The organism is Halomonas sp. AOP7-B1-5 (assembly GCF_052353045.1).
GTDB classification, from domain to species: domain Bacteria; phylum Pseudomonadota; class Gammaproteobacteria; order Pseudomonadales; family Halomonadaceae; genus Vreelandella; species Vreelandella colorata.
On record NZ_JBQTDC010000014.1, the window covers coordinates 68457 to 90337 of the forward strand.

Here is a 21881-nt window from a genome sequence, read left to right on the forward strand (position 1 = left end):
GACTGTTTAATGCATAACACTTTTACCCTCTTTACATCCGAATCCGTTTCAGAAGGCCACCCCGACAAGATTGCCGACCAAATATCCGATGCTGTATTAGATGCCATCATCGCCCGTGACAAGCAGGCGCGGGTGGCTTGCGAAACCATGGTTAAAACCGGTGTGGCGATTATCGCCGGTGAAATCACCACCTCCGCATGGGTGGATTTGGAAACGCTGGCTCGCGACGTCATCACCAATATTGGCTATAACTCGTCAGATGTTGGTTTTGATGGTGCCACTTGCGGTGTGATGAACCTAATCGGCAAACAAAGCGTTGATATTGCCCAGGGCGTTGATCGCACCAAGCCCGAAGATCAAGGTGCTGGTGACCAAGGCCTAATGTTTGGTTACGCCACGAACGAAACCGAATCGTACATGCCCGCCCCGATTCACTATTCGCACCGCTTAGTCGAGCGTCAGGCAGAACTTCGTCAACACGGTTTATTACCGTGGCTACGCCCCGATGCCAAGAGCCAAGTGACCTTCCGTTATAACGCTGCGGGTATGCCCTGTGGCGTTGATGCTGTCGTGCTATCAACTCAGCACGACCCCAGCATCGACCAGGAAGAGCTTCGCAGCATTATTAAGCACGAAATTATTGAGCAAGTGCTGCCTGATGAATGGCTGGATGAAAACACCCAGTACCACATTAACCCAACGGGTAAATTTGTGATTGGTGGCCCGGTGGGCGATTGCGGCCTAACCGGTCGAAAAATTATCGTTGACACCTATGGCGGTATGGCGCGTCACGGTGGCGGAGCATTCTCCGGAAAAGATCCCTCAAAGGTCGACCGCAGTGCTGCTTACGCGGGTCGCTATGTCGCCAAAAACATTGTTGCCGCTGGTTTAGCCGATAAGTGTGAAATACAAATTTCGTATGCAATCGGTGTCGCTGAACCCACATCTGTGGCCATTGATACCTTTGGCACTGGCACCATCGACGATGCCAAGATTGTGAGCCTTGTTCGGAAGCATTTTGACCTCAGGCCCTTTGCCATTACCACTATGCTCGACTTGCTGCACCCGATGTATCAGCTTACCGCCGCCTACGGTCACTTTGGGCGCGAGCCGTTTGAGCATAGCTACCACTGGATCGATGATAAGGGCGCGGCGCAGGTAGAAACCTTTACCGCTTTCCCCTGGGAAAAAATCGATAAAGCCGAAGCGCTACGTCAAGCAGCAGCGTTGTTAAATTAATTAAACCAGCCTAGGAGCCGTATATGTCAAGCAAGATATATTGCATTGCCAACTTCAAACCCAAGCCAGGAAAAGAGGAAGCCGTATTTGAAGCGCTTCAAAGGCTAGAACCAAATACTCATCGAGAAGATGGCTGCCTAGCATACACAGTGACTCGCCATATTGATCACCCGAATGCCAAAGGGGCGAGTTACCCCATTGTCTTTCACGAAGTATGGGCTAATCGTGATTCGTTCGAAGCGCACTGCAATCGCCAAGAGATAAAACAGTTTTTTGCCCAACACGTGGAAGCTAAGGACGGCGATATCGATCACGCTAATGTCTGTGTATATAGCGACGAACCTTATGACTACGATGCGCCTAGAATCTAAGTCCACACCGCTGTACGGCTCCACCTCCAGTTGAAATAGAAAATAATCTCCCTAGACATTAATCATTGGATATACCACATGACTGAGCAAAAAATGAACGTCGAGAGCTTTAACCTGGATCACACCAAGGTGAAAGCCCCCTATGTACGCCTTGCTGATATCAAAGAGGGCCAGAACGGCGACCGTATTCATAAATACGATTTACGCATTTGCCAACCGAACCAAGCTCACATGGAAATGCCCGCGCTACACTCACTCGAACACCTGATGGCCGAGCTTTCACGTAATCATACGGATAAGGTCGTGGATATCAGCCCGATGGGGTGTCAGACCGGTTTCTATATCGCGATGATTAACCACGATGACTATGAGGAAGTACTGAAGATACTCGACCAGACGCTGGAAGACGTTTTAACGGCTACCGAAGTACCCGCTTGCAACGAAATGCAGTGCGGCTGGGCCGCCAGTCATAGCCTGAAAGGCGCTCAAGCTCTTGCCAGCGATCTGCTTGAAAAACGCGATGAATGGACACAAGTCTTTGCTTAAAACGATTCTATCTTGAACTTAAGGTCATCTAGCTCACTAACCATCAACTTAGGGTATGAACCAAGCGCTTCACGAATTCACACCATCGCGCTTGGCCTACTCTAGTGGTAACCACATCCTACGGAACACCAATCCTGAGTAGCGGTCAATCGAAGTAAGATTCCGCTTCAATTTATCCCAGATACCTTTGTTTAAGGTCGCTGGTAACTGCATGAGGTAACTCAATGGCACGGTTACACAACGGCTTTTGCCCTACGCCACCCTAGCGCTACTCCCCCCAGACAACGCTATGCATTCATTGCATTTTGTAACGCAATGACTTTGCCGAAACCGAACTGTGAGTGGAGTGACCATGCAATTACAAAACGCCTTTATTCCCAACATCGACGAAATAACCACGTCCACTGAGTGGACTAGCGTGCACAGTTATTTACCCACCAATGCCAAAACACCCTTACTGGTGGTTTATCGCGATATCCATGGGGCTGGTGTGACATCGGCTATTTTAGAACGCGGGCGATTTCTTAGCGTTACTAATCGCGCTTTGGTCCGTGGCGTTCAGGCTTGGCGCTACATGGAGGAGTAATTTCATCCAGTTTTACTCTTCGCCAAACCACACCACGAGGTCAATATGGAAAACGCCGCTCTTGCAGCTCAGTTCCCCATTGAACAAGAAGTAAAACGTCGTCGTACCTTCGCCATCATTTCGCACCCTGATGCGGGCAAAACCACCTTAACCGAAAAGCTATTGATGTACGGTGGCGCAATCCGTACAGCGGGTACCGTAAAAGCCAAAAAGAGCCAGCAGTTTGCCACCTCCGACTGGATGGAAGTGGAGAAGCAGCGGGGTATTTCAGTAGCAAGCTCTGTCATGCAGTTTGAGCACGAAGGGTGTGTAATTAATCTGCTCGATACGCCAGGCCACAAGGATTTTTCCGAAGATACATACCGCGTGCTGACCGCTGTAGATGCCGCATTAATGGTCATTGACGCGGCTAAAGGGGTAGAAGCACAAACCATAAAATTATTAGAAGTTTGTCGTCAGCGTAAAACCCCGATTATCACCTTTATCAATAAAATGGATCGTGAAGTTCGTGAACCATTAGACGTCATTGATGAAATTGAGCAAATTCTAGGTATCGCCTGTGCCCCCATTACTTGGCCTGTAGGCATGGGAAAAGAATTTGCTGGTGTCTTCGACTTGCGTCGCCACCACATGCTTAAATTCACCCCAGGCGATAACACTGCTCATCAGGCAGTGGAAGTGCTAGAAAGCGTGGATGATCCTTACCTCACCAAGAATTTTCCTATTGCCCACGCCACTTTCAAAGAGGAGTTGGAAATTGTTCAAGAAGTAGCTGATCCTTTTAACCAGGAAGCTTTTCTAGCAGGTGACTTATCGCCGGTATTTTTCGGTTCAGCGATTAACAACTTCGGCGTGCGCGATATTCTAGAGGCGCTTACCCAGTGGGCACCTTCTCCACGTCCTAGAGAAGCGAAAGAAACAACCGTCTATCCAGATGGGGCACAATTTTCAGGTATCGTGTTTAAAATTCAAGCCAATATGAACCCACAGCATCGCGACCGAATTGCCTTCTTACGTATTTGCTCAGGCGTCTATCGGCAGGGATTAAAAGTTAACCACGCGCGAAGTGCCAAGCCTATTCGACTCGACCACGCTATTACCTTTATGGCTCAAGAACGCGCACACCTTACCACCGCCTATGCAGGTGACATTATTGGTATCCCCAACCACGGCAAGCTGCGTGTTGGCGATGTGCTAAGTGAAGGCGAGCTATTGGCTATGGTAGGCATCCCTCACTTTTCACCTGAAATTTTCAAAAAGGCGCGTCTAAACGATCCGCTACGCTCAAAGCAGTTAAACAAAGCGCTTAAAGAGCTAGGTGAAGAAGGCACTATCCAGGTATTCGACCCGCTAGAAAAGACCGGCATGATTATGGGCGCCGTTGGGCAGCTACAGTTTGAAACCGTCGCTCATCGCTTACTCACGGAATACAACATTGACGCTACCTTTGAAAGCGTGTCGGTGCATAAAGCGCTCTGGGTATCGAGTGAGGATATACACCAGCTAAAGCGATTTACCCAAGCGAGTGCTGAACGATTAGCCTACGACGCAGCAGGCGCCCTGGCCTTTATGCCCCCTACTCGCGCCGCACTGGACATTACTATTGAAAGATGGCCAGAGCTTACGTTTCACACTACCCGCGAAATAAGCGCTTTTTGAACTAAGTCTTTCTTTACAAGACGTTAAGACGTAAATACTCCCCATTTAACAGGCACTATGGATACCAAAACCAACATCTCTCAACGCGACGCTGAACACCGCCAGTTAATGCACACCCTTGAACGCATTGACCTGAACGTAGAAGAAATTAACCAACGTCTAGCGGCTTATGCAGAGGACATACAGGCCCAGAAAGAGTATTTATGGACAAGCCGGGATGAGATGGATCACATCGAGAAAATCTCCGCTCGCGAGTCAATTGAGCAAGCGGTAATGACTGGCGACAATGCCTTGGCACGCCGCCATAAACTCGAAAAGCTCAGGCACTCACCCTATTTTGGGCGCTTCGATTTTGCCCAGTGGGGCTCCCCTAAAGCGACTCCCATGCCGATTTATATCGGCATTCACCACTTTTACGACGATCTGGCCGGTCAAAGCTGTATACACGACTGGCGGGCCCCCATTGCATCACTGTTTTACGATTACGAAACAGGCCCCGCCAGCTATCAAAGCCCGAAAGGTGAGATTAGCGGCCATATCGCCCTCAAGCGGCAGTTCAGAATAAAAAAGGCCAGCATCGAGCTGATGATTGATAGCGATGTCCACGTGGTCGATGACGTGCTTCAGGACACGCTGAGTCAAGCCTCTGACGACACGATGAAGAACATCGTCGCTACTATTCAGCGCGACCAAAATGCGATTATCCGTAACGACGAAGCCCATACCTTGATTATTCAAGGCGTGGCGGGCTCTGGAAAAACCTCGATTGCACTGCACCGGATTGCTTTTCTGCTGTATCGATTTAAAGACACGCTCACCTCCGAAGATATCTTAATTATCTCGCCCAACCAGGTGTTTTCCGACTACATCGCCAACGTGCTGCCCGAACTGGGTGAAGAGACCGTTAATCAGGTGGGGATGGAAACACTGGCTGACGAGTTGCTCGACAGCCAGTACCGGTTTGAAACATTTTTTGAACAAACCACGGCGCTACTGGAAAAGAACGACGCGGCTATGAAGGCGCGGCTACATTTCAAAGCCTCACCTGAATTCCTAAAGCAGCTTGATCGTTACGCAGCCGACGTAGAAGCGAAGCGCTTTACGGCTGAGGATATCTGGATTGCTCGGCGATTAGTGCCTAGCTGGCTACTGGAAGAAGTGTTTAAAAAGCATCGCAACCTACCTACCAATGAGCGCCTAAGACAGGTGAGCTGGGAAATAGAGCAAAAAATTGGCAATCAATATAACTATGATTTAGCGCCTGATGAGCGCAAGACACTCAAAGCCACCATTAAAGGCATGCTACAGCAGAAAACGCTGCGTGAGACCTACAAAGAGTTTTACACCTGGCTGGGTAAACCCGAACTGTTCAAGACGGCTTCGCGGGGGCGGCTTGAGTATGCCGACGTATTCCCCCTGATCTATCTAAAGATGCGCTTAGAGGGAGTTCACTCCCGCTGGCGGAATGCCAAACACCTGCTAATTGATGAAATGCAGGACTATACCCCTGTGCAGTATGCGGTTATCGGCCAGCTGTTTCGTTGCAAAAAAACCGTGCTAGGCGACAGCTACCAATCGGTTAACCCCTATAGCGCCTCGCAAGCTGAGCAGATACGCCAGGTGTTGCGTCAATCCATGTACGTGACGCTAAACAAGAGCTACCGCTCCAGTATCGAAATAACCCGCTTCGCTCAGCATATCGCCTATAACCCCAATCTAGAGCCAATTGAGCGCCATGGCAAACCGCCTGTTATTCACCGCTGCACCTCACGCAAGCAATCGCACACAGCCATTCAGCAGCTAGCCGAAGAGTTTGCAGCCTCAATACATAATACCTTAGGTATTGTGTGCAAAACCCAAAAGCAGGCCAGCCTCGTTTTTAAAGCGTTAGAAGGACAATTCGATAAGCTACAGCTGCTCACTGAGCAAAGCACCGCGTTTGGACAAGGCATTATTATCTGTACCGCCCATATGGCGAAGGGCTTGGAGTTTGACCGCGTTATTGTGCCCGAGGTAACGGCCACCCATTACGCGACTGATATGGAGCGCAACTTACTCTACGTGGCCTGCACTCGGGCGATGCACCAGCTTGACCTTACTTATCACGATCAGCCCTCGCCATTTATCGCAGAGCTGGACAACCATCAGTTTCAAGTAGCTTGATGCTCAAACTTGTTGATTAAGAATTTGATTTTAGTAACGCCCATACGCTCTCGTCATTGGAAGCATAAAGGTATAAGCGCTTTAGGTGTTTTGCCCGTTGCAGCTGTTCACTCAATGCCAAAACAGCTTCCCGAACCGCCTCCTCGCTGCCTTGAATATGAGGGCTAGCGCCGGGTAGAGGAATAGAGAGAGCAGTAAACTCTTCGCGCTCTGCCACCACAATCATTTTACGATAGCACTTGGCCCATAACGCCAGCGTTTTAGTGTCACTATCACTACTTTGGGGTGGTGCAAATTTAATCACTGCTGGGCCCTCCTGAAAAGGTTGCGAAACCAACCAGGCTTCACCAATGACGCCGATTCCTAAGGCGTTTATATGCTCCTGGGTCGCAGGCTTTGCATACGCATTTTCTATCGATAAAGGAACGTCCGCCTGGTGAACAGATATCTCCGTTTTATTGAGTTGCCAAGTCTTCATTAGCCTCTCCTAAGAACAAAAAAGCCGGCGCACTCAAGAAGCGAGGGCCGGCTGCGGGGAAATACGCAATGCGAGCTAAACGGTTATGCGCTGCTGATTATTAAGCCTTAGCGCAAAATCAGCACCGGTATGCGGCTACCACGTAGCATGGCCGTTGTTGTGCTGCCAACCAGCAGGTGACGAATACGCGAGTGTCCGTAAGCGCCCATCACCAGTAGGTGGATGCCGTGCTCTTTTTCGTAGGCTTGCAGGGCTTCGTCCACCTCACCAGCACGAATAGCGCCTTCGGCTTGGTGGCCCGCTTCACGCAACGTGCTTAACGCCCATTCAAGCTCAGAGCGGCGTTCAGCCGTTTCCGCACCGACGATCAGCACATGGCACTCGGTGCCTACGAAGAGCGGTGAACGGGCCAGCATCTCGACGCCTTTACGGGCGGTTTTACTGCCGTCAAAGGCCATCAATATTTTTTCAGGCCGCTTGAAGGTTTTCGGCACCATCAGGATCGGGCGGTGCATTTCACGCACTACCCGCTCAAGGTTAGAGCCAAGATGGCCACTCGCCTGGTGAGCGGTTTCACCGCGCTTACCCACCACCAGCAATCGCACGTCTTTTTCAAGCTCTACTAACGTTTCAACCAGGGTACCGTTGAGCTGGCGAGTGATGGGGTCGCTGACCCCATCCTCTATCGCCCGTTCTTTGGCCGCCTCCAGCATTAGCTTGCCCTGCTCGCGATTCACCTTGGCGCGCTGCTCATCAAGGTCGGAAAGCTCTTTCATTAACCGTTCGCGGGCACCGAAGCGCAGGTTGCCAGAAAGGTTCTGCTCTTCGGGTACGTCAGAATGATTGTCGACCACATGCACAAAGGTTAACGGTGCCTCCATGGCCAAGCTGGCCCAGGCGGCATAGTCACAAACGCCTTCGGAAAACTGGGAGCCGTCAATAGCGGCTAATACTTGATCTGTCATATCGCTCTCCATGCCTTGATTTAGTGGCCGCCCATCAGCTTTTCAACCGCTTCGGGGTCGTTGTGTACCGCATAGCGATCCACTACCGTCGCGCTCGCTTCGCTCAAGCCCACCATTTCTACCTCGGTACCTTCACGGCGGAATTTAATCACCACGCGATCCAGTGCCTGTACAGCGGTAATGTCCCAGAAGTGCGCGCGGGAAAGGTTGATGGTGACTTTATCGATGCTCTCTTTGAAGTCGAACGCGCCGATAAAGCGCTCGGATGAAGCAAAAAACACCTGACCGACGACTTCATATTCACGCTCTTTACCCGGTTCGATTTCTTTAGAGCCGATATACATAATGTTGCCGACTTTGTTAGCAAAGAACATCGCCGCCAACAGCACACCAACAAAGACGCCAATCGCTAGATTATGGGTGCCTACCGTTACCACAACGGTGGCCAGCATGACAAAATTGGTACTCATCGGGTGCTTTTTCAGGTCGCGAATCGATTCCCAGCTAAAGGTACCGATTGCCACCATAATCATCACCGCTACCAGCGCTGCCATGGGGATTTGCGATACCCAATCCGCTAGGAAAACGACCATTAACAACAGCGCGATTCCAGCAATCAGCGAAGAGGTACGACGACGTCCACCGGATTTGATATTGATTACCGACTGACCAATCATTGCACAGCCTGCCATACCACCGATTAGACCCGAGCCAATATTGGCAATGCCCTGTCCTTTACACTCTCGGTTTTTATCGCTTTTGGTATCGGTCAAATCATCGATGATCGTGGCTGTCATCATTGACTCCAGTAGCCCCACCACCATCAACATAATTGAATAGGGCAATACGATCATCAGCGTTTCTATGTTCAGCGGTACATCAGGCCACAAAAATACTGGCAGCGTATCGGGTAGTTCACCCATATCACCTACGCTGCGAATCTCCATACCGGTCATCATATAAACGACGGTAAGAACAACGATGCAGACCAGTGGCGAAGGGATAGCTTTACCAATCGCGGGTACATAGGGGAAGCCATAAATAATCACCAGGCCCGCTAGCGTCATCGCATAGACGTGCCACGTGACATCGGTCAGCTCGGGCAACTGTGACATAAAAATCAGAATTGCCAGGGCATTAACGAACCCTGTTACCACAGAACGCGATACAAAACGCATCAACTCAGCGAGCTTTATATAGCCCGCAATAATCTGTAGCACCCCCGTGAGCAGGGTAGCCACCAGTAAATACTCCAATCCGTGATCTTTAACTAGGGTGATCATCAGCAGTGCCATAGCACCGGTAGCGCCGGAGATCATTCCCGAGCGGCCACCAGCGAAGGCAATAATCACACAGATTGCGAACGAGGCGTAAAGGCCGACCTTCGGATCAACACCGGCAATAATCGAGAACGCAATGGCTTCGGGGATTAGCGCGAGTGCAACAACAAGCCCCGCCAGGGTGTCGCCCTTGAGGTTGGAGAGCCAAGATTGTTTAAACTTTTCGTACATGCGAGGGGTCCATGATTCTAGGTTAACGACAAGCCAAAAACGGGCTAACAGCGCACCAACAATAGGAAGCACCGCCAACACATTGGCACGCTGGGGTAATCAGCTTTTAGTTTTTAAATAGTGGAGAGCTAGCGTTAGGTACGGCTACATTCGTGTACAAGAAAATCAAGTACTGAAGGCTTAAGTACCAGAAAGCGATGACAGCTCAGTGAATGCGCTATCAGCACCTCAAGTGGGGGGAGTTTGGGGCTAGGGTGGAGTCATCAGCCCTAAAAAACGATGTGTAAATACATTCATTGGCAGAAATTCTTTTACAGCTGGGAAAAAGAAAGAGTAGTGCAAAAACGTGCTATATCTTAGCAGCAAACCTGCTGCATTGCACCTAGCGTCTAATGCTACCCTTCGGGTTTCATCACTTCGACATATCAATCCACTACTTTAGGCAGGGTGATCTTACCCCTCGCATCTGGCGTACCATTACGTCGTTTAAGACGATATTTATCACTTGAGACAATCATACAGATTCACCTATTTAAACATCCTGGCTGAAGGGTGAATCGCCCCGGGTTTTTTTAGACACTACCTGGTCTTATACTTGGGGTTTGAGAGGGTAGCCTGAATGGTCGATTTGAGTTCTTGGATAGATTATGCGGTGTTACATTAGCTTTAATTAATTGCCCGCTTTGGGTCGATATAAGCCATTAGCCCGCTCCTGTAGTCATAGACCTGAATCCGTGAAGCCGGCGCCGACACTTTCCCTATCACCGCCAGCGAGCACTTTTTGATCATTCGCCCCGTGCAAGTTGGCTTTCGCAAGCCCGTTATTGCCAAAACCCACCGTGCTGATCGGTGCTGACGGCCCGTTTTGTCATGCCTTTCCACCCGCCAGGCACGACATATCTGGCGATCGCGTGTCGCTTGGAACTGCTTGTGGATAGAGTGTCGCCGATTGACGGTCAGCATGGCGTTCCTCGTGGATAACGCAGTCGGCTCCGCAGCGTCTTGAGCACCGTCATGCGCCCGATATCCTGCCCGAAGTCGAGGATGATCTGCCGTGCCTTGTGAATCACGAGAGCCGCACGGTGCGCAGCCGGCGCCGCTTGGCCGGGTGGCGAACCGGGCTCAGCTCGCCGGTCATGCCTAGCTGTCCCATCAGGCGCAGGATGTTGTAGGCCAACTGGGCGAGATGCAGGATCAGATCGTTGGTGGCGAACTTGCCGGACGGCAAGCGCTCCAGGTCGAGATCGGTCTTGATCTCGCTGTGAAACTGCTCATGGGTGGCATGCGCCTGGTAGCGCTTGATCACCGCCTCCGGCGCCTCGTCCAGGCTGGTCCACCAGCCTTCCAACTCATAGTCCGGTTCGAGCAGCAACTGGCCATCGCGATCGGCGGTGCGCTCTACCAGGCGCATCACGCGTTGGACGACGTATTCAGTCTTGTTGTCGTCGTGGATCGAGACGGTCTGCGGCCACAGCGCCTGGCGCTTGCCAGGACGCAGCTCTTCCCAGTAGTCCGCCGCCACCGCCAGCCAGGTATCTCGATCAGCCGTGGCCGAGCCGCGCGGGTTCCATTTGACGACATAGTCGAGCCGGCGCCCCTCGTCGGCAAAGACCTGGCGTTGCTGTTCGAGAAGCGCCAGGTGCGCCTGGCTGTCGAAGCCGCTGTCCTCGCGTAACAGGATCGGTTGCTTGGTCAGGCATTGGGCGCGAGGCAGTACCCGCTCCAGGAAGGCGTTGCTCTCCTTCATGGTGTGCTGCTTGCCAGGCCGCAGTTCCAGACCCAGGCACCACCCTTCGTTGCCCAGATAGGCGGCGATCGGGGTGTAGCCATCGACCTTCTGGTAGGTCCGCGAGACGCCTTCCTTCTTCGAGTTGCTGTTGTCCATGACGAAGGTGTCGATGTCCAGGCAGACGTGCGTCGTCTCGGCGGTGATCGGTGCTTCGATCAGTGACAGCAGGGTCGTGGACCAGGTGGCGGTGCGCGCCTGCAGGTCGTTGGCGGCAAGTTTCTCCAGCCGCTGTCGCAGTGTCGCCGTGCTCGGCACCTTCTGCAGGGTCAGCAGCTGCTGGAACGGCTTGTCGCGGCGGAAGTTCTCGATGGCGTCATAGTCGCTCATGCCCAGACAGAGCAGGCCCAGGTAGCTCTTGACCACATCGCTGGTACGCATGCCCAGTGTGGTGGGGAAGCGGCCATCGATGCTGTCGACGCCGGCGATCTCGAAGCACTGCCCGATGATCGACAGCCCGGCGTGGCTGGTGAGGGTGCGGCGACTGGCGCGGAACTTTATGTTGGGCATGGCACTGTCTGGGTGAATGGCGATAATGGCTATATTGCCATGCAGGTCAGTGGGTTAGAAGTGCTTCCGGGGGCCGGTCTCACGGATTCAGGATTATGGCAGCTGTTGGTGAACTTGGGCTTGTTGCGATTTCTACAGAAGATGTTGTTCTCAATCAACAACTCCATGCGTTCGTATGTTCTGATTCAGTTCAGAATGAATACCTCGCATACGCACTTAGCGCTCAGAAGTATTACATGGAGTCAGTGGCATCCAAAACTACTATTCCATATCTGAACAAAGCAAACTGTGAGAGCATTCCCGTTCCTTTGCCTCCCCTTCCCGAACAAAAAAAGATCGCCCAGATCCTCTCCACCTGGGATCAGGCTATCACCGCCACCGAGCGCCTGCTTGAGAACAGTCAGCAGCGGAAGAAAGGATTGATGCAGCAGTTGCTGACCGGGAAGAAGCGGTTGCCGGGGTTTGAGGGGGAGTGGAAAAAGATTGAACTAGGTGATGCTTTGGACTATCAGCAACCAACGCCATTCCTCGTTAAATCGACAGAATACTCCGATGATTTTCCAACTCCAGTTCTAACCGCTGGAAAAAGCTTCTTACTGGGATATACCGACGAGACATTCGGAATTTACGATGAAGGGCTCCCAGTCATTATCTTTGATGACTTCACTACGGCTAGCCAATTCGTGGATTTCCCCTTCAAAGCTAAGTCCAGCGCCATGAAAATGCTGACTCCGAAACATGGGTATTCAATCAGGTACATATTCGAGGCGATGCGTATGATCCGATTTGCGGTAGGTGGTCATCAGCGTCACTGGATTTCCATTTTTGCCAACCTGGTAATTCCTTGTCCAAGCCTTGAAGAACAGAACGCTATTTCAGAAGTTATTGCTACAGCTGACAAGGAATTATCCGCAATACAAAGCCGTCTCGATATGCTGAAACAAGAAAAGAAAGCTCTAATGCAGCAGCTGCTGACCGGTATGCGGCGTGTGCAAGTGGAGGCCGCATGAACACCACCCCGCAAGGGAACGAGCAGCATGCCAGCCACATTCCCGCCCTGGCGACACTGATCAACCTGGGCTGGACGTTTCTACCCGCCACCGAGTGTCAGGCGCTACGAGGCAGCCAGCGGGATGTGGTGATGAAGCCGGTGTTAGAGCGTGTATTACGCCAGCGCCGATTCGAGTTTAAGGGCGAATCATACCCTCTGTCTGACCAGGCGATTGATCAAGTTATCAGAGAGATCACGACGCCCTCCATGGCTCAAGGGTTGATGGACGCCAACCAGTCCGTGTACGACATGTTGACGCTGGGCATTACCGTGACCGAGTTCGTGGGCGGCAAGAAAGCCCAGCCAACGGTTCACTTGATCGATTGGGAGCACCTGGATAACAACGAATTCCACGTCACCGAAGAGATGGAGGTGCTTTCCACACAGGGTACTCACACCCGCAGGCCCGATGTGGTGGCGTTCGTTAACGGTATTCCTTTGGCGGTGATAGAGGCAAAACGAGCCGCCTCCGGCAACCCCAACAAGAACATGGTGGAGGAAGGCATCAGCCAGAACCTCCGCAACCAGAAAAACGATGAAATCCCTTACCTGTACGCGTTCGCCCAGTTGCTGCTCGCCATCAGCAGTAACGATGGCCGATACGGTACGACCCACACCCCGGCTAAGTTCTGGTCGACGTGGCAAGATGAAGCGTTCGACGATCAATACGTTCAGGGCATCAAGAACCAGCCCTTGTCTTCATCGGTTAAGGACGCGCTGTTCCAGGGCAAGCCCCTGAAGATTCGGGCTTACTTTGAACAGCTATGGTCAAAACACGTCACGCCGACCGAACAAGATCGGCTTTTAGTAGGTTTGCTGGATAGGCACCGGTTTCTGGAGTTTCTACGATTATTCATCCTGTTCGACCGCAAAGTAGGCAAGATTGCGGCCCGTTACCCCCAGGCGTTCGGCATCAAGGCACTGTTGGAACGCATCTCCGGCTTTAAGCCCAGCGGCGAACGCCGGGGCGGCGTACTTTGGCACACCACTGGCTCAGGTAAATCGTTCACCATGGTGTACCTATGCCGCGCTCTACTGCTTAGTGACGCGCTTAAGAATTGCCGGGTCATCGTCGTCACGGATCGGGTGGATCTTGAGAAACAGCTATCCAAGACCTTCCTAACCGGTGGGGCTTTTGGCAGTGATATCGCCGGTAAGAAACGTGGTGACTCGCTCGCCAAAACGCGTTCCGGCAAGGAGCTGGCCAAACGCATAGGCCAAGGCAATGAGCGGATTATGTTCACCATCATCAACAAATTCGCTTCCGCCGCTAAGCAGCCAGAATGCTATAACCACTCGGAAAACATCATCGTCATTGTGGATGAAGGCCACCGCAGCCAGGGGGGTGAAAACCACCAGCGGATGCGGCAAGCCCTACCCAATGCATCGTTTATTGCCTTTACCGGCACGCCGCTACTGAAAAACGAGAAAAGCGAAACCGCTGAGAAGTTCGGGGCCATCATTCACGCCTACACCATGAAGCGGGCGGTGGAAGACGGTACCATTACGCCACTGCTGTACGAAGAGCGAAAGCCGCTGCTCGATGTGAACCAAAAGGCGGTTGATAGCTGGTTTGATAAGGTGACCGCCGCACTGTCAGATGACCAGAAAGCCGATCTCAAGCGCAAGTACGCCAAGCAAGGCCAGATCTATACCGCGCAGGATCGCATCAAGCTCAACGCGTTTGATATCAGCGTGCATTTCAGCGAGAACTTCAAAAAAGCCGGATTAGAACTGAAGGGCCAGCTGGCTACCGACAGCAAACTCAGCGCGATTCGCTATAAACAGGAACTCGATAGCGCAGGCATGGTGACCAGTGCCATCGTGATTTCCCCACCGGATACCCGCGAAGGCCATACCGATGTGGATGAAACCAACCTGCCTTTAGTGCAAGCGTGGTGGAAGCAGAACGTTACTGGCGACCCACAAGATTACGAGAAAGCCACGATAGAAGATTTCGGCACCGATGGCCCACCGGACATACTCATTGTTGTTGATAAGCTCCTGACAGGCTTTGATGAGCCTCGTAACACCGTTCTCTACATTGACAAGCAGCTTAAAGGCCACAACCTGATCCAGGCTATCGCTCGCGTCAACCGGCTGCACCCTCAGAAGCCCTTTGGTTACCTGATCGATTATCGGGGTATTCTCAGAGAACTGGATACTGCCATTAAGGATTACCAAAACTTTGAGGATCAGACTCAAGGAGGCTTTGCCATCGAGGATATTGAAGGCCTGTATGCCAACGTCGACACTGAATACAAGAAGCTGCCAAGGTTGCACGATCGGCTTCTGAGCTTCTTCGGGCATATTGATAACCGCCTAGACCCAGAACCCTATCGCCAGGTCTTCATGCCTAAATATGAAGCCGACGAGGACGGTGTAGAGGTGGATGTTCGCCAGGCACTGCGGGAAGACTTCTATGAGGCCGTCACCCACTTCGGGATGTGTTTGAAAACGGCGCTTTCTACGCAAAGCTTCTTTGATGATAAGGCGTTTACCGAGGCGGATATCCGCCGATACAAATCCGATTTGAAGTGGTTCTCTGACCTGCGCAAGACCGTACGCATGGACGCCCAGGAAACCGTCGATTACTCCGCTTACGAAGGCCAGATTCGAGATCTTATTGATCGTTATGTCACCGGTGTCCATGTTGCCCCCGGCGATGAGGCCGTGCTTATTGACCCCGTAGAGAGCAACCCTGATAACTGGAGCGACGAGAAGACCAAAAACGAAACCGATAAAATCAAAACGCGTACCAAGAAGACCATCGAGGAGAAGCTAGGCGACGACCCCTACGCCAAGAAGGTGTTCTCAGCACTGCTGAAGGAAGCCATCGAAAAAGCCGAGTCGATGTTCGACTACAAGGCGCAGTTCAAGCTGTTCAGCGACCTAGAAGCCAAGGTCGAAGAACGGGAGGTGCCTGATCTACCATTGGAAGCGTTCAGCGGAAACAAGCATGCCCAGGCCTACTACGGCACGTTTAAGCTCGTGCTGGGTGATGACTTCGCCGTATTGGAAAAAGACAAAGGCGAGCAATTGATCGAAGAGGCCTTTGAGATGAACACGGTGGTTAATCGCGCAGTGGCAGAAAACTCACTGAACCCCGTGGGCATCGAGCAAGATGTACGGAAACATTTACTTCCACAGCTGTTCTCACTGGTAGGTTTGGATAAAGCCAAAGCGATCCTGGATGAAGTTGTTCAGATTCTGCGTAACGGAGTAGCAAAGTGATGACCGCTGTGGATGCCACGCAGGACGAACAACCAAGCGTGTATCAAACGCGCTACGGTGAACGAACGTTCAGCTACCACCTGTGCTATCTGCCCGAACATAAAAAAGCCACTATACGGGTGCATGTTCACCCTAATGGCATGGTGCAGGTGGATGCACCCGAAAAGTCACAGCTCCCCGAGATTAAAGCGGCGGTGCAGCGCCGGGCGAAATGGATACTTAAGCACCTGGATGACATTGAAGAACGCAACCGCTACGTGCAACCAAGAGCGTGGGTAAGCGGTGAGAGCATGCTCTACCTGGGGCGTAGGTACGTACTCAAGGTAATCGACGACCCAAGCCAGCGGAAGGTCACCTGCAAGCTCATAGGCGGCCAACTGCGGGTGCAAGGTAAAGAGCTGACCACTGAGCGTACACAAAAGGCAGTACGCCAGTGGTACCGCGACAGAGCGGAGGATGTGTTTCAGCGCCGCTTGACTATGATGGTCGAGGCATTGCCATGGGCAAAAACGATACCCGATTGGCGCATGATCGAAATGCAAACCCAATGGGGCAGCTGCTCACCCGAAGGCGCGGTGCTACTAAACCCACATCTGATCAAAGCCAACACGCGGGCTATTGACTACGTCCTGCTTCATGAGCTGTGCCACTTGTTAGAACACAACCACAGCCCGCGCTTCTATGCGTTGCTGGACAGGTTTATGCCCGAATGGCGGTCTGTAAAGGAACGGTTGGATGGGCAAGCAGAACAGCTTTTACTTGGAGCTTAAGACAGCAGCTTTTAGGTTATGATTATATGATAATAATAGGAGCCGGAAATTTCCGAAGAAACACCTGAACAGGAAGTTAAGCTAAAACGAATTACCATCAAAACTGAGGCGGGTACGCGTTGGTTTTCCTCCACAGAAGACTTTCAGGGTTGGATTCGTGAACAGACCCAGTTGTATGGTTTTCTTCAAACAAAACTGCAAAATGTTCATGGAGAACATAATTTACAACAGCGTCTTCACCAGCCATGACCACAATTACAAAAACTTGCACAACAACTGAAGCAAATGGAGTCCGGTCCAGATCGTTATGCGCAGCAGGTTGACCAAATAACTTCTCAAGTCAACAAAAAATTGCATACCAAACAGTTATTTACCAGCGAAGCTCCGTTCTCGGATTTTATAGCTCAGCGCATGAATGAGGGCGACTATCAGTGTGCTGCAGTGGCTATTGCCTACTTCCTGGATGAAAACCTAACCAATTTCGATTTAGCACTGGCCACGGGGCTCCAAAAAGTGCTGGACTGGGAACGTGGCGCTTATGGAAAAGCCGAATCAGAGACCCAGTCGCTGTTCAACCTACGAGAAGCATGGGATGAAGAACTAACTCGCCAAACTGGTCAAGCTGACCAAAGCCAGGAACGGCTCGATACTCTGACAGGGCGTGCAGATAAGCTGCTAGAAGGGCAGCGTAAGCGCTTCGAAGAAAATGTCGGCGAATACGAGCAAGAACTTTCAGGCGCTATCGAAAAAGCTCGGAAGGATTTGGAGGCCTTGCCCCAGACCTATGACGACAAGCTGGCACTCCAGGCACCAGTCCGATATTGGAAGCTTCAAGAACAGTACCATCGAAAAAAAATGATACTGTTTGCTGTAGCCACCGGACTTTCTGGAATAATCGCAATCGTTGGTTTAGTACTGTTCGCCTTATATGGATCGCTCAAGTGATCCTTTCCCAGGGCCCACCGTTCTATGGTGAGGCTTCATCCGCTTAGCAGATCTCGTTGCTGGATTCCAAACTGCCAATCCAGATGCATCATCGACTTGTGGGTAATTGCAAGGTTAGTGGCTCGCTTACGATGGATGGGGCGCTTTCATGGAATGGGGACAACGTACTTGCCAAATTACTTGGCATGGTGGCGGTTGTTTACAACCGCTAAGCCAGCCGAGGAGGCGTGGCTTCGCGCGGCGATGATGACTAATCAAAAGAAGATGCCAACATAGCCATGTATATACAATATCATTCAGGAGAGATTGGTGGTTTTTATGTCACTTGTCTATGTCACGGTATTCTTTAGCGCGATCTAGAACGGGTCTGCTGGCGTTATCTCTTTCTGGGAAGTCCAGTACCTTCGTTGGGGGTTTTTCAACAGAGAATAGGTTGTTTTCCAGTAGGACATGCATAGATGCCAAATACTTTGCGTGGGAAATATCCAACATATCCTGTAAGTCCTCAATTTTGGCTTTTAGCTTTTCAGCTTTGTCGGCTTGGCGCTTTTTCTTTAGCGGCTCAGATGATGATTTAATAAAAGCAATTAGGTCATCCATGCCGCGATCTTTGCGGATTGAACTAGGGTCTCGCCCTGCCTCTAGCGCAACGGTTCTATTATTGATCTTTGAGCCCTTAGGGACGACCCTGGTGGTGTCGAATTTTATTCTTTCAATTGCTTCGTAGTAATCCTGATGCTTCATTTCAATCGTCCTCACTGATTAATTTTAGTTCAATAAATTCAATCTCCTGCTGTGCCAGCTTGGCTGAAGGGTGATCTTTATCCATGTACTCAAGCTCAATCTTTAAGCCCTCTTTGTATCTGCGGAGCCTTTCTCCTTCATCATCTCCTCCGAGAACAGCATCTTTACAGCCTTTCACGCAGGGTATGACCTCATCGACATTAAAGTTCCAGCACATCTTTGCTGATAAGCAGCCACCTACGCCAGTTCTCCTGTAGCTGATAGTTCCATCCATCATTAGCTTGTGGATTTCTTCGGGGCCATCCAGCCATTGGGCGGTTCCAATGTTCTTTTCTTGCTGTAGCCGTGAGCCACCGCCGCCTGTAAGTTTGGATTTGGCTTGTACAACTTGCTCATCAAATTCCAATGCTTCAATTAGGCGAATCTCATTCATATAGTCACTTATAACCAAGTGTCCTTCTTGGTTATCAGCAAGCCTTAATATATTTTTAGCCATACTGGAGTTTTCTCGATATAGCATGGTCATAGATTCGCTAAGATGCTTAAACTGAAACTTCAGAGAGGGCAGGCTTACCTTTCCAGATCGTGCGCTATAGACAGCTGTGGAACGTCTGAACTGGTGTTTAGATAGATGCCAATACTCACCTGCTTTGAGGGCGAGTTTCTTGTCATTTCTCCAGTCCCTGAAGGCATCAAATGACTCCAGCTCCACAATGTCTTCTTCCGTAACTCGAAGTGCTTCTGGGTTGGTTTCCGAGAGTACTTTGAACAGGATTTCGCGCTGAACCTTACTGTCAATCAAGTTTCGAATAGAGTCGTCGTTAGAATCACCAAAAAACAAATAGGTGCTATTAGGCTGTCTGATTGATCGGAGCGCTTCTGCAGCTTTGATGGCGGGAAGAACTTCTTCGCATGTGGCCCACGGAAGTTTTGACTCACTGTAATTCGAGTTGGTCATTTTTGAGGTGTGCGCCATAACCAATGGTAACTTTCCGATACTTGGTATATCGATCCAATCGACGCAATTAGGCTGTAGGATTTCGCATTCGTGATGCCGCATCCCTGTGTACACAAAGATTAGGATTCTTGCTGCATCCTGAGTTGCAGAAAGCAAGCGTTCAACTGCAACCCAGCCGTGCTCTGTGCTCTTGGTTTTTACAGGATGTTTTTCAAAGAATCCTGTTAATTCTAAGCTATCAATAGCCTGCTTCGGTGTTACTAGGTGTGGTTTAACCTCTGACAAAGACCCCATTTTTTTTTGGGGGTAGAGTCTTTGCCAGCGTTGGTATATGGAAGAGGCGTTTAGTGGCGATGCCCAATAAAAAGGATTGCTGTAATAGCTCTTATAAAGCTCTTCGATTCTGTCTTGAACCTTAAGGAAGTCCACTACTAGCTCTGAACACTGAGTGATAAGATTGGCATATATCCTTGTCGGTATTAAGGGAGTTCTGCTGTCTTTGCCTTGGTGCTGTTGATAGTTGGAGCGGTTTTTGTCGAGGCTCCTGTCCAATCGTTCAATATTTTTGTCAGTTAAAAATCGAGGTAGTTCAATGTCAAAGGATTCTTTGATATATATAGAGAGTCTAGCGAACTGAATGACTTCAACGCCTTTTCGAAAGCTATTTGGATTCGTCATGCAGCTAGACAAAATCTTTGCAAACGAAAAATTGCTCTCATGAAGCTCTGATAGTGTTTTGTTGTCGTTGTGTGCGATCACAGAGAGCCCTCTCAGTGTAGAGAAGTATTTTGAGAGTGTGACCAGTTTTTGGCGTTTGCCGCCGCTGTGGCTAGGCTCATAGATGAAGTAAAACATTATCAGTTTCATCTCACTGATAATTTCATCAATTAGAACGCAATTTCGTTCATTCCTTTCTGGTAGTTGGCTTTCGAAGTTTAGCCTGACTGGGTTAGATGGTCTGCTGTAGGCCTTATAGTCCCAGGTGTTGTCTGAATAAATCGATGCTACCCTACCTTCCTTATCTCTGGAGATGATGTGACCAGGCTTTGGGTGTTGGATCGAGCCGCCCTCTGGGCATAATGGATCGCTGAAAGTCGCATCAATGAATCTAGGTAGCCAGTTCATTCGATCTCTCCGTTACCTTCTATACCAGCATGTTCTAGTGCTGCGATTTTTAAAGACCAGTAAGGATGTAGATTTCCCCATTCCACCTGTTTTTTCGCTTCTTCATAAAGCGCACGATTCTCAGAGCTCTTAGTGGAAAAAATAGCCAGCAAGTCGTCAATTCTTCTTATCATAGGTTCAAACTTAATCATGTGTTCGTCTATGTTGAGTGACTTTGACTTGCTATGGAGAGGGAGCCATTGACGGATTGATAACAGCATTACGAGTTCGTCTAATGAGCGCTCAAGCCCATAGTGGGCGCAGAAAAAGCAGGTCAGCATGGCCGAACAACGTGGCTCTGGGGTAGCTTCAGTAAAGCCATCATGGCGGCGAGGGCCTTCACCATTGGACAGGCATCTTCCTGTCGTTCCTTGGTGCCCTTCATCCGTTTCTGCTTCTCTGATTCCTACGGGTTCGTTCCTGTATAAATTGATTGTTGTGGCAAGGTTCTTGAAGTAATCATTTAGTTCAGTGATTGCTATTCGATTTTCCACTGCTATGTAATGCTTACGTGAGGTTTCAATGGTGTGTTGGTGTTGATTTGCAGAATGCTCTATATCACCCGTTTCCATGAGGTGGATGTTGATAGAGTAGTCGCGCCATTGCTTTGCTGTGACGCGCATTAAATCTGAGTTCCAAAATACGTTTGGATTTGAAATGAAACTAGATGTAACTGTGTCCATTTCACCGTTGGGCTGAAAGTATCGAGGCCCTTTTAAACCAGTTATATCGCCAATGATGTGCCTGCAAAGCTCAATGTATTTTTTCCAATGCTGTAACATCTTTGGATTCATTCTGACGCTGTATTCACCGCCTTTTCGATCCTTGAAAGAAATTATTCTGTACTTGCCTTCTCTCGATAGGTGAGTTGGCTGAATAAGTGGCATCTTGTTTAGGACGGCTAGATTCGCTCCAGTGTCCCCTAAAAGAATATGGGTGAAATGGTAAGTGGCGGCGTTAAATACACGCTGGAGGAAACTATCGGGGAAGAACATTCCATTCACCATTTCTTTGTAGGTCAGGTAAAGGGTTTTGTACTTTCCAGTATAAGTAGCGGTGCCTGAGTGTGATGTTATGAGCCCATCAGCTCGAAGCGCTGGAAGAATTTCCGTATCCCAATCAAGTAGTCTACCGTTCTGGTCATACAGACGGCTGTACCTGTCGCTATGGCCGTTCCCTCCTCCTCTTGTGTTCAGTTTTT

16 protein-coding genes and 2 pseudogenes are annotated in these 21881 nt (G+C 50.3%); 11 read left to right on the plus strand and 7 right to left on the minus strand.

Annotated features, from left to right (window positions below; all coding sequences use genetic code 11):
• Positions 1-9 precede the first annotated feature (9 nt).
• The 6 genes from metK (at position 10) to ACT3XD_RS09310 (ending at position 6564) form a co-directional block, all read left to right on the plus strand.
• Positions 10-1239: a methionine adenosyltransferase gene (gene metK / locus ACT3XD_RS09285; protein WP_192537700.1), complete on the plus strand. Its 1230-nt coding sequence runs from the start codon at positions 10-12 to the stop codon at positions 1237-1239.
• 23 nt (positions 1240-1262) lie between these two features.
• On the plus strand, positions 1263-1610 hold the full coding sequence (locus ACT3XD_RS09290) for a putative quinol monooxygenase (protein ID WP_083004072.1): 348 nt from the start codon (positions 1263-1265) through the stop codon (positions 1608-1610).
• Between the two features lie 78 nt (positions 1611-1688).
• Positions 1689-2156, plus strand: coding sequence for an S-ribosylhomocysteine lyase (locus ACT3XD_RS09295; protein WP_192537699.1), 468 nt, complete (start codon positions 1689-1691; stop codon positions 2154-2156).
• A gap of 352 nt (positions 2157-2508) precedes the next feature.
• Positions 2509-2742 (plus strand): hypothetical protein, encoded by a 234-nt coding sequence (locus ACT3XD_RS09300; protein WP_192537698.1) that lies wholly within the window; start codon positions 2509-2511, stop codon positions 2740-2742.
• A 45-nt stretch (positions 2743-2787) separates the two neighbouring features.
• Positions 2788-4401, plus strand: a complete 1614-nt coding sequence (locus ACT3XD_RS09305) for a peptide chain release factor 3 (protein WP_192537697.1) — start codon at positions 2788-2790, stop codon at positions 4399-4401.
• Positions 4402-4458: 57 nt separating this feature from the next.
• Positions 4459-6564: a HelD family protein gene (locus ACT3XD_RS09310; RefSeq protein WP_192537696.1), complete on the plus strand. Its 2106-nt coding sequence runs from the start codon at positions 4459-4461 to the stop codon at positions 6562-6564.
• Between the two features lie 16 nt (positions 6565-6580).
• On the opposite strand, the gene ACT3XD_RS09315 is transcribed toward ACT3XD_RS09310, so the two are convergent.
• The 4 genes and pseudogenes from ACT3XD_RS09315 to ACT3XD_RS09330 all read right to left on the minus strand — a co-directional run bounded on the left by ACT3XD_RS09315 (position 6581) and on the right by ACT3XD_RS09330 (position 11814).
• Positions 6581-7042 (minus strand): hypothetical protein, encoded by a 462-nt coding sequence (locus tag ACT3XD_RS09315; protein ID WP_192537695.1) that lies wholly within the window; start codon positions 7040-7042, stop codon positions 6581-6583.
• A gap of 107 nt (positions 7043-7149) precedes the next feature.
• The gene (locus ACT3XD_RS09320) at positions 7150-8007 is read right to left on the minus strand and encodes a universal stress protein (protein ID WP_192537694.1); all 858 of its coding nucleotides are present in this window, start codon (positions 8005-8007) and stop codon (positions 7150-7152) included.
• A gap of 20 nt (positions 8008-8027) precedes the next feature.
• Positions 8028-9518: a SulP family inorganic anion transporter gene (locus tag ACT3XD_RS09325; protein WP_192537693.1), complete on the minus strand. Its 1491-nt coding sequence runs from the start codon at positions 9516-9518 to the stop codon at positions 8028-8030.
• Positions 9519-10474: 956 nt separating this feature from the next.
• Positions 10475-11814 (minus strand): annotated as a pseudogene (locus ACT3XD_RS09330) (IS1380 family transposase).
• Positions 11815-11909: 95 nt separating this feature from the next.
• On the opposite strand from ACT3XD_RS09330, the gene ACT3XD_RS09335 reads away from it, so the two are divergent.
• The 5 genes and pseudogenes from ACT3XD_RS09335 to ACT3XD_RS09355 all read left to right on the plus strand — a co-directional run.
• On the plus strand, positions 11910-12824 hold the full coding sequence (locus ACT3XD_RS09335) for a restriction endonuclease subunit S (RefSeq protein WP_192537692.1): 915 nt from the start codon (positions 11910-11912) through the stop codon (positions 12822-12824).
• Positions 12821-16099 (plus strand): type I restriction endonuclease subunit R, encoded by a 3279-nt coding sequence (locus ACT3XD_RS09340; RefSeq protein ID WP_192537691.1) that lies wholly within the window; start codon positions 12821-12823, stop codon positions 16097-16099. Before ACT3XD_RS09335 ends, ACT3XD_RS09340 begins: the two co-directional genes overlap by 4 nt.
• Complete coding sequence (locus ACT3XD_RS09345) at positions 16099-16869, plus strand: M48 family metallopeptidase (protein WP_192537690.1); 771 nt, start codon at positions 16099-16101, stop codon at positions 16867-16869. The genes ACT3XD_RS09340 and ACT3XD_RS09345 overlap by 1 nt, the downstream gene beginning before the upstream one ends.
• A 285-nt stretch (positions 16870-17154) precedes the next feature.
• Positions 17155-17814, plus strand: a complete 660-nt coding sequence (locus ACT3XD_RS09350) for a DUF6161 domain-containing protein (RefSeq protein ID WP_192537689.1) — start codon at positions 17155-17157, stop codon at positions 17812-17814.
• Between the two features lie 117 nt (positions 17815-17931).
• Positions 17932-18090 (plus strand): annotated as a pseudogene (locus ACT3XD_RS09355) (IS1595 family transposase); the annotation flags it as partial.
• A 45-nt stretch (positions 18091-18135) separates the two neighbouring features.
• On the opposite strand, the gene ACT3XD_RS09360 reads toward ACT3XD_RS09355, so the two are convergent.
• The 3 genes from ACT3XD_RS09360 to ACT3XD_RS09370 all read right to left on the minus strand — a co-directional run.
• Positions 18136-18558 carry a hypothetical protein gene (locus ACT3XD_RS09360; protein WP_192537688.1) on the minus strand — a complete coding sequence of 141 codons (423 nt, stop codon included), beginning with the start codon at positions 18556-18558 and terminating at the stop codon, positions 18136-18138.
• 1 nt (position 18559) lies between these two features.
• Positions 18560-20641 carry a hypothetical protein gene (locus tag ACT3XD_RS09365; RefSeq protein ID WP_192537687.1) on the minus strand — a complete coding sequence of 694 codons (2082 nt, stop codon included), beginning with the start codon at positions 20639-20641 and terminating at the stop codon, positions 18560-18562.
• A partial coding sequence (locus ACT3XD_RS09370; protein ID WP_444280554.1) for a hypothetical protein occupies positions 20638-21881 on the minus strand: 1244 nt, incomplete at its 5' end. The genes ACT3XD_RS09365 and ACT3XD_RS09370, both read right to left, overlap by 4 nt.

Excerpts from the sequence above, each read along its gene's own strand:
- metK (WP_192537700.1), top strand. The coding sequence starts at position 10 with ATGCATAACACTTTTACCCTCTTTACATCCGAATCCGTTTCAGAAGGC.
- ACT3XD_RS09290 (WP_083004072.1), top strand. The coding sequence starts at position 1,263 with ATGTCAAGCAAGATATATTGCATTGCCAACTTCAAACCCAAGCCAGGA.
- ACT3XD_RS09295 (WP_192537699.1), top strand. The coding sequence starts at position 1,689 with ATGACTGAGCAAAAAATGAACGTCGAGAGCTTTAACCTGGATCACACC.
- ACT3XD_RS09300 (WP_192537698.1), top strand. The coding sequence starts at position 2,509 with ATGCAATTACAAAACGCCTTTATTCCCAACATCGACGAAATAACCACG.
- ACT3XD_RS09305 (WP_192537697.1), top strand. The coding sequence starts at position 2,788 with ATGGAAAACGCCGCTCTTGCAGCTCAGTTCCCCATTGAACAAGAAGTA.
- ACT3XD_RS09310 (WP_192537696.1), top strand. The coding sequence starts at position 4,459 with ATGGATACCAAAACCAACATCTCTCAACGCGACGCTGAACACCGCCAG.
- ACT3XD_RS09315 (WP_192537695.1), bottom strand. The coding sequence starts at position 7,042 with ATGAAGACTTGGCAACTCAATAAAACGGAGATATCTGTTCACCAGGCG.
- ACT3XD_RS09320 (WP_192537694.1), bottom strand. The coding sequence starts at position 8,007 with ATGACAGATCAAGTATTAGCCGCTATTGACGGCTCCCAGTTTTCCGAA.
- ACT3XD_RS09325 (WP_192537693.1), bottom strand. The coding sequence starts at position 9,518 with ATGTACGAAAAGTTTAAACAATCTTGGCTCTCCAACCTCAAGGGCGAC.
- ACT3XD_RS09335 (WP_192537692.1), top strand. The coding sequence starts at position 11,910 with ATGGCAGCTGTTGGTGAACTTGGGCTTGTTGCGATTTCTACAGAAGAT.
- ACT3XD_RS09340 (WP_192537691.1), top strand. The coding sequence starts at position 12,821 with ATGAACACCACCCCGCAAGGGAACGAGCAGCATGCCAGCCACATTCCC.
- ACT3XD_RS09345 (WP_192537690.1), top strand. The coding sequence starts at position 16,099 with ATGACCGCTGTGGATGCCACGCAGGACGAACAACCAAGCGTGTATCAA.
- ACT3XD_RS09350 (WP_192537689.1), top strand. The coding sequence starts at position 17,155 with ATGGAGTCCGGTCCAGATCGTTATGCGCAGCAGGTTGACCAAATAACT.
- ACT3XD_RS09360 (WP_192537688.1), bottom strand. The coding sequence starts at position 18,558 with ATGAAGCATCAGGATTACTACGAAGCAATTGAAAGAATAAAATTCGAC.
- ACT3XD_RS09365 (WP_192537687.1), bottom strand. The coding sequence starts at position 20,641 with ATGAACTGGCTACCTAGATTCATTGATGCGACTTTCAGCGATCCATTA.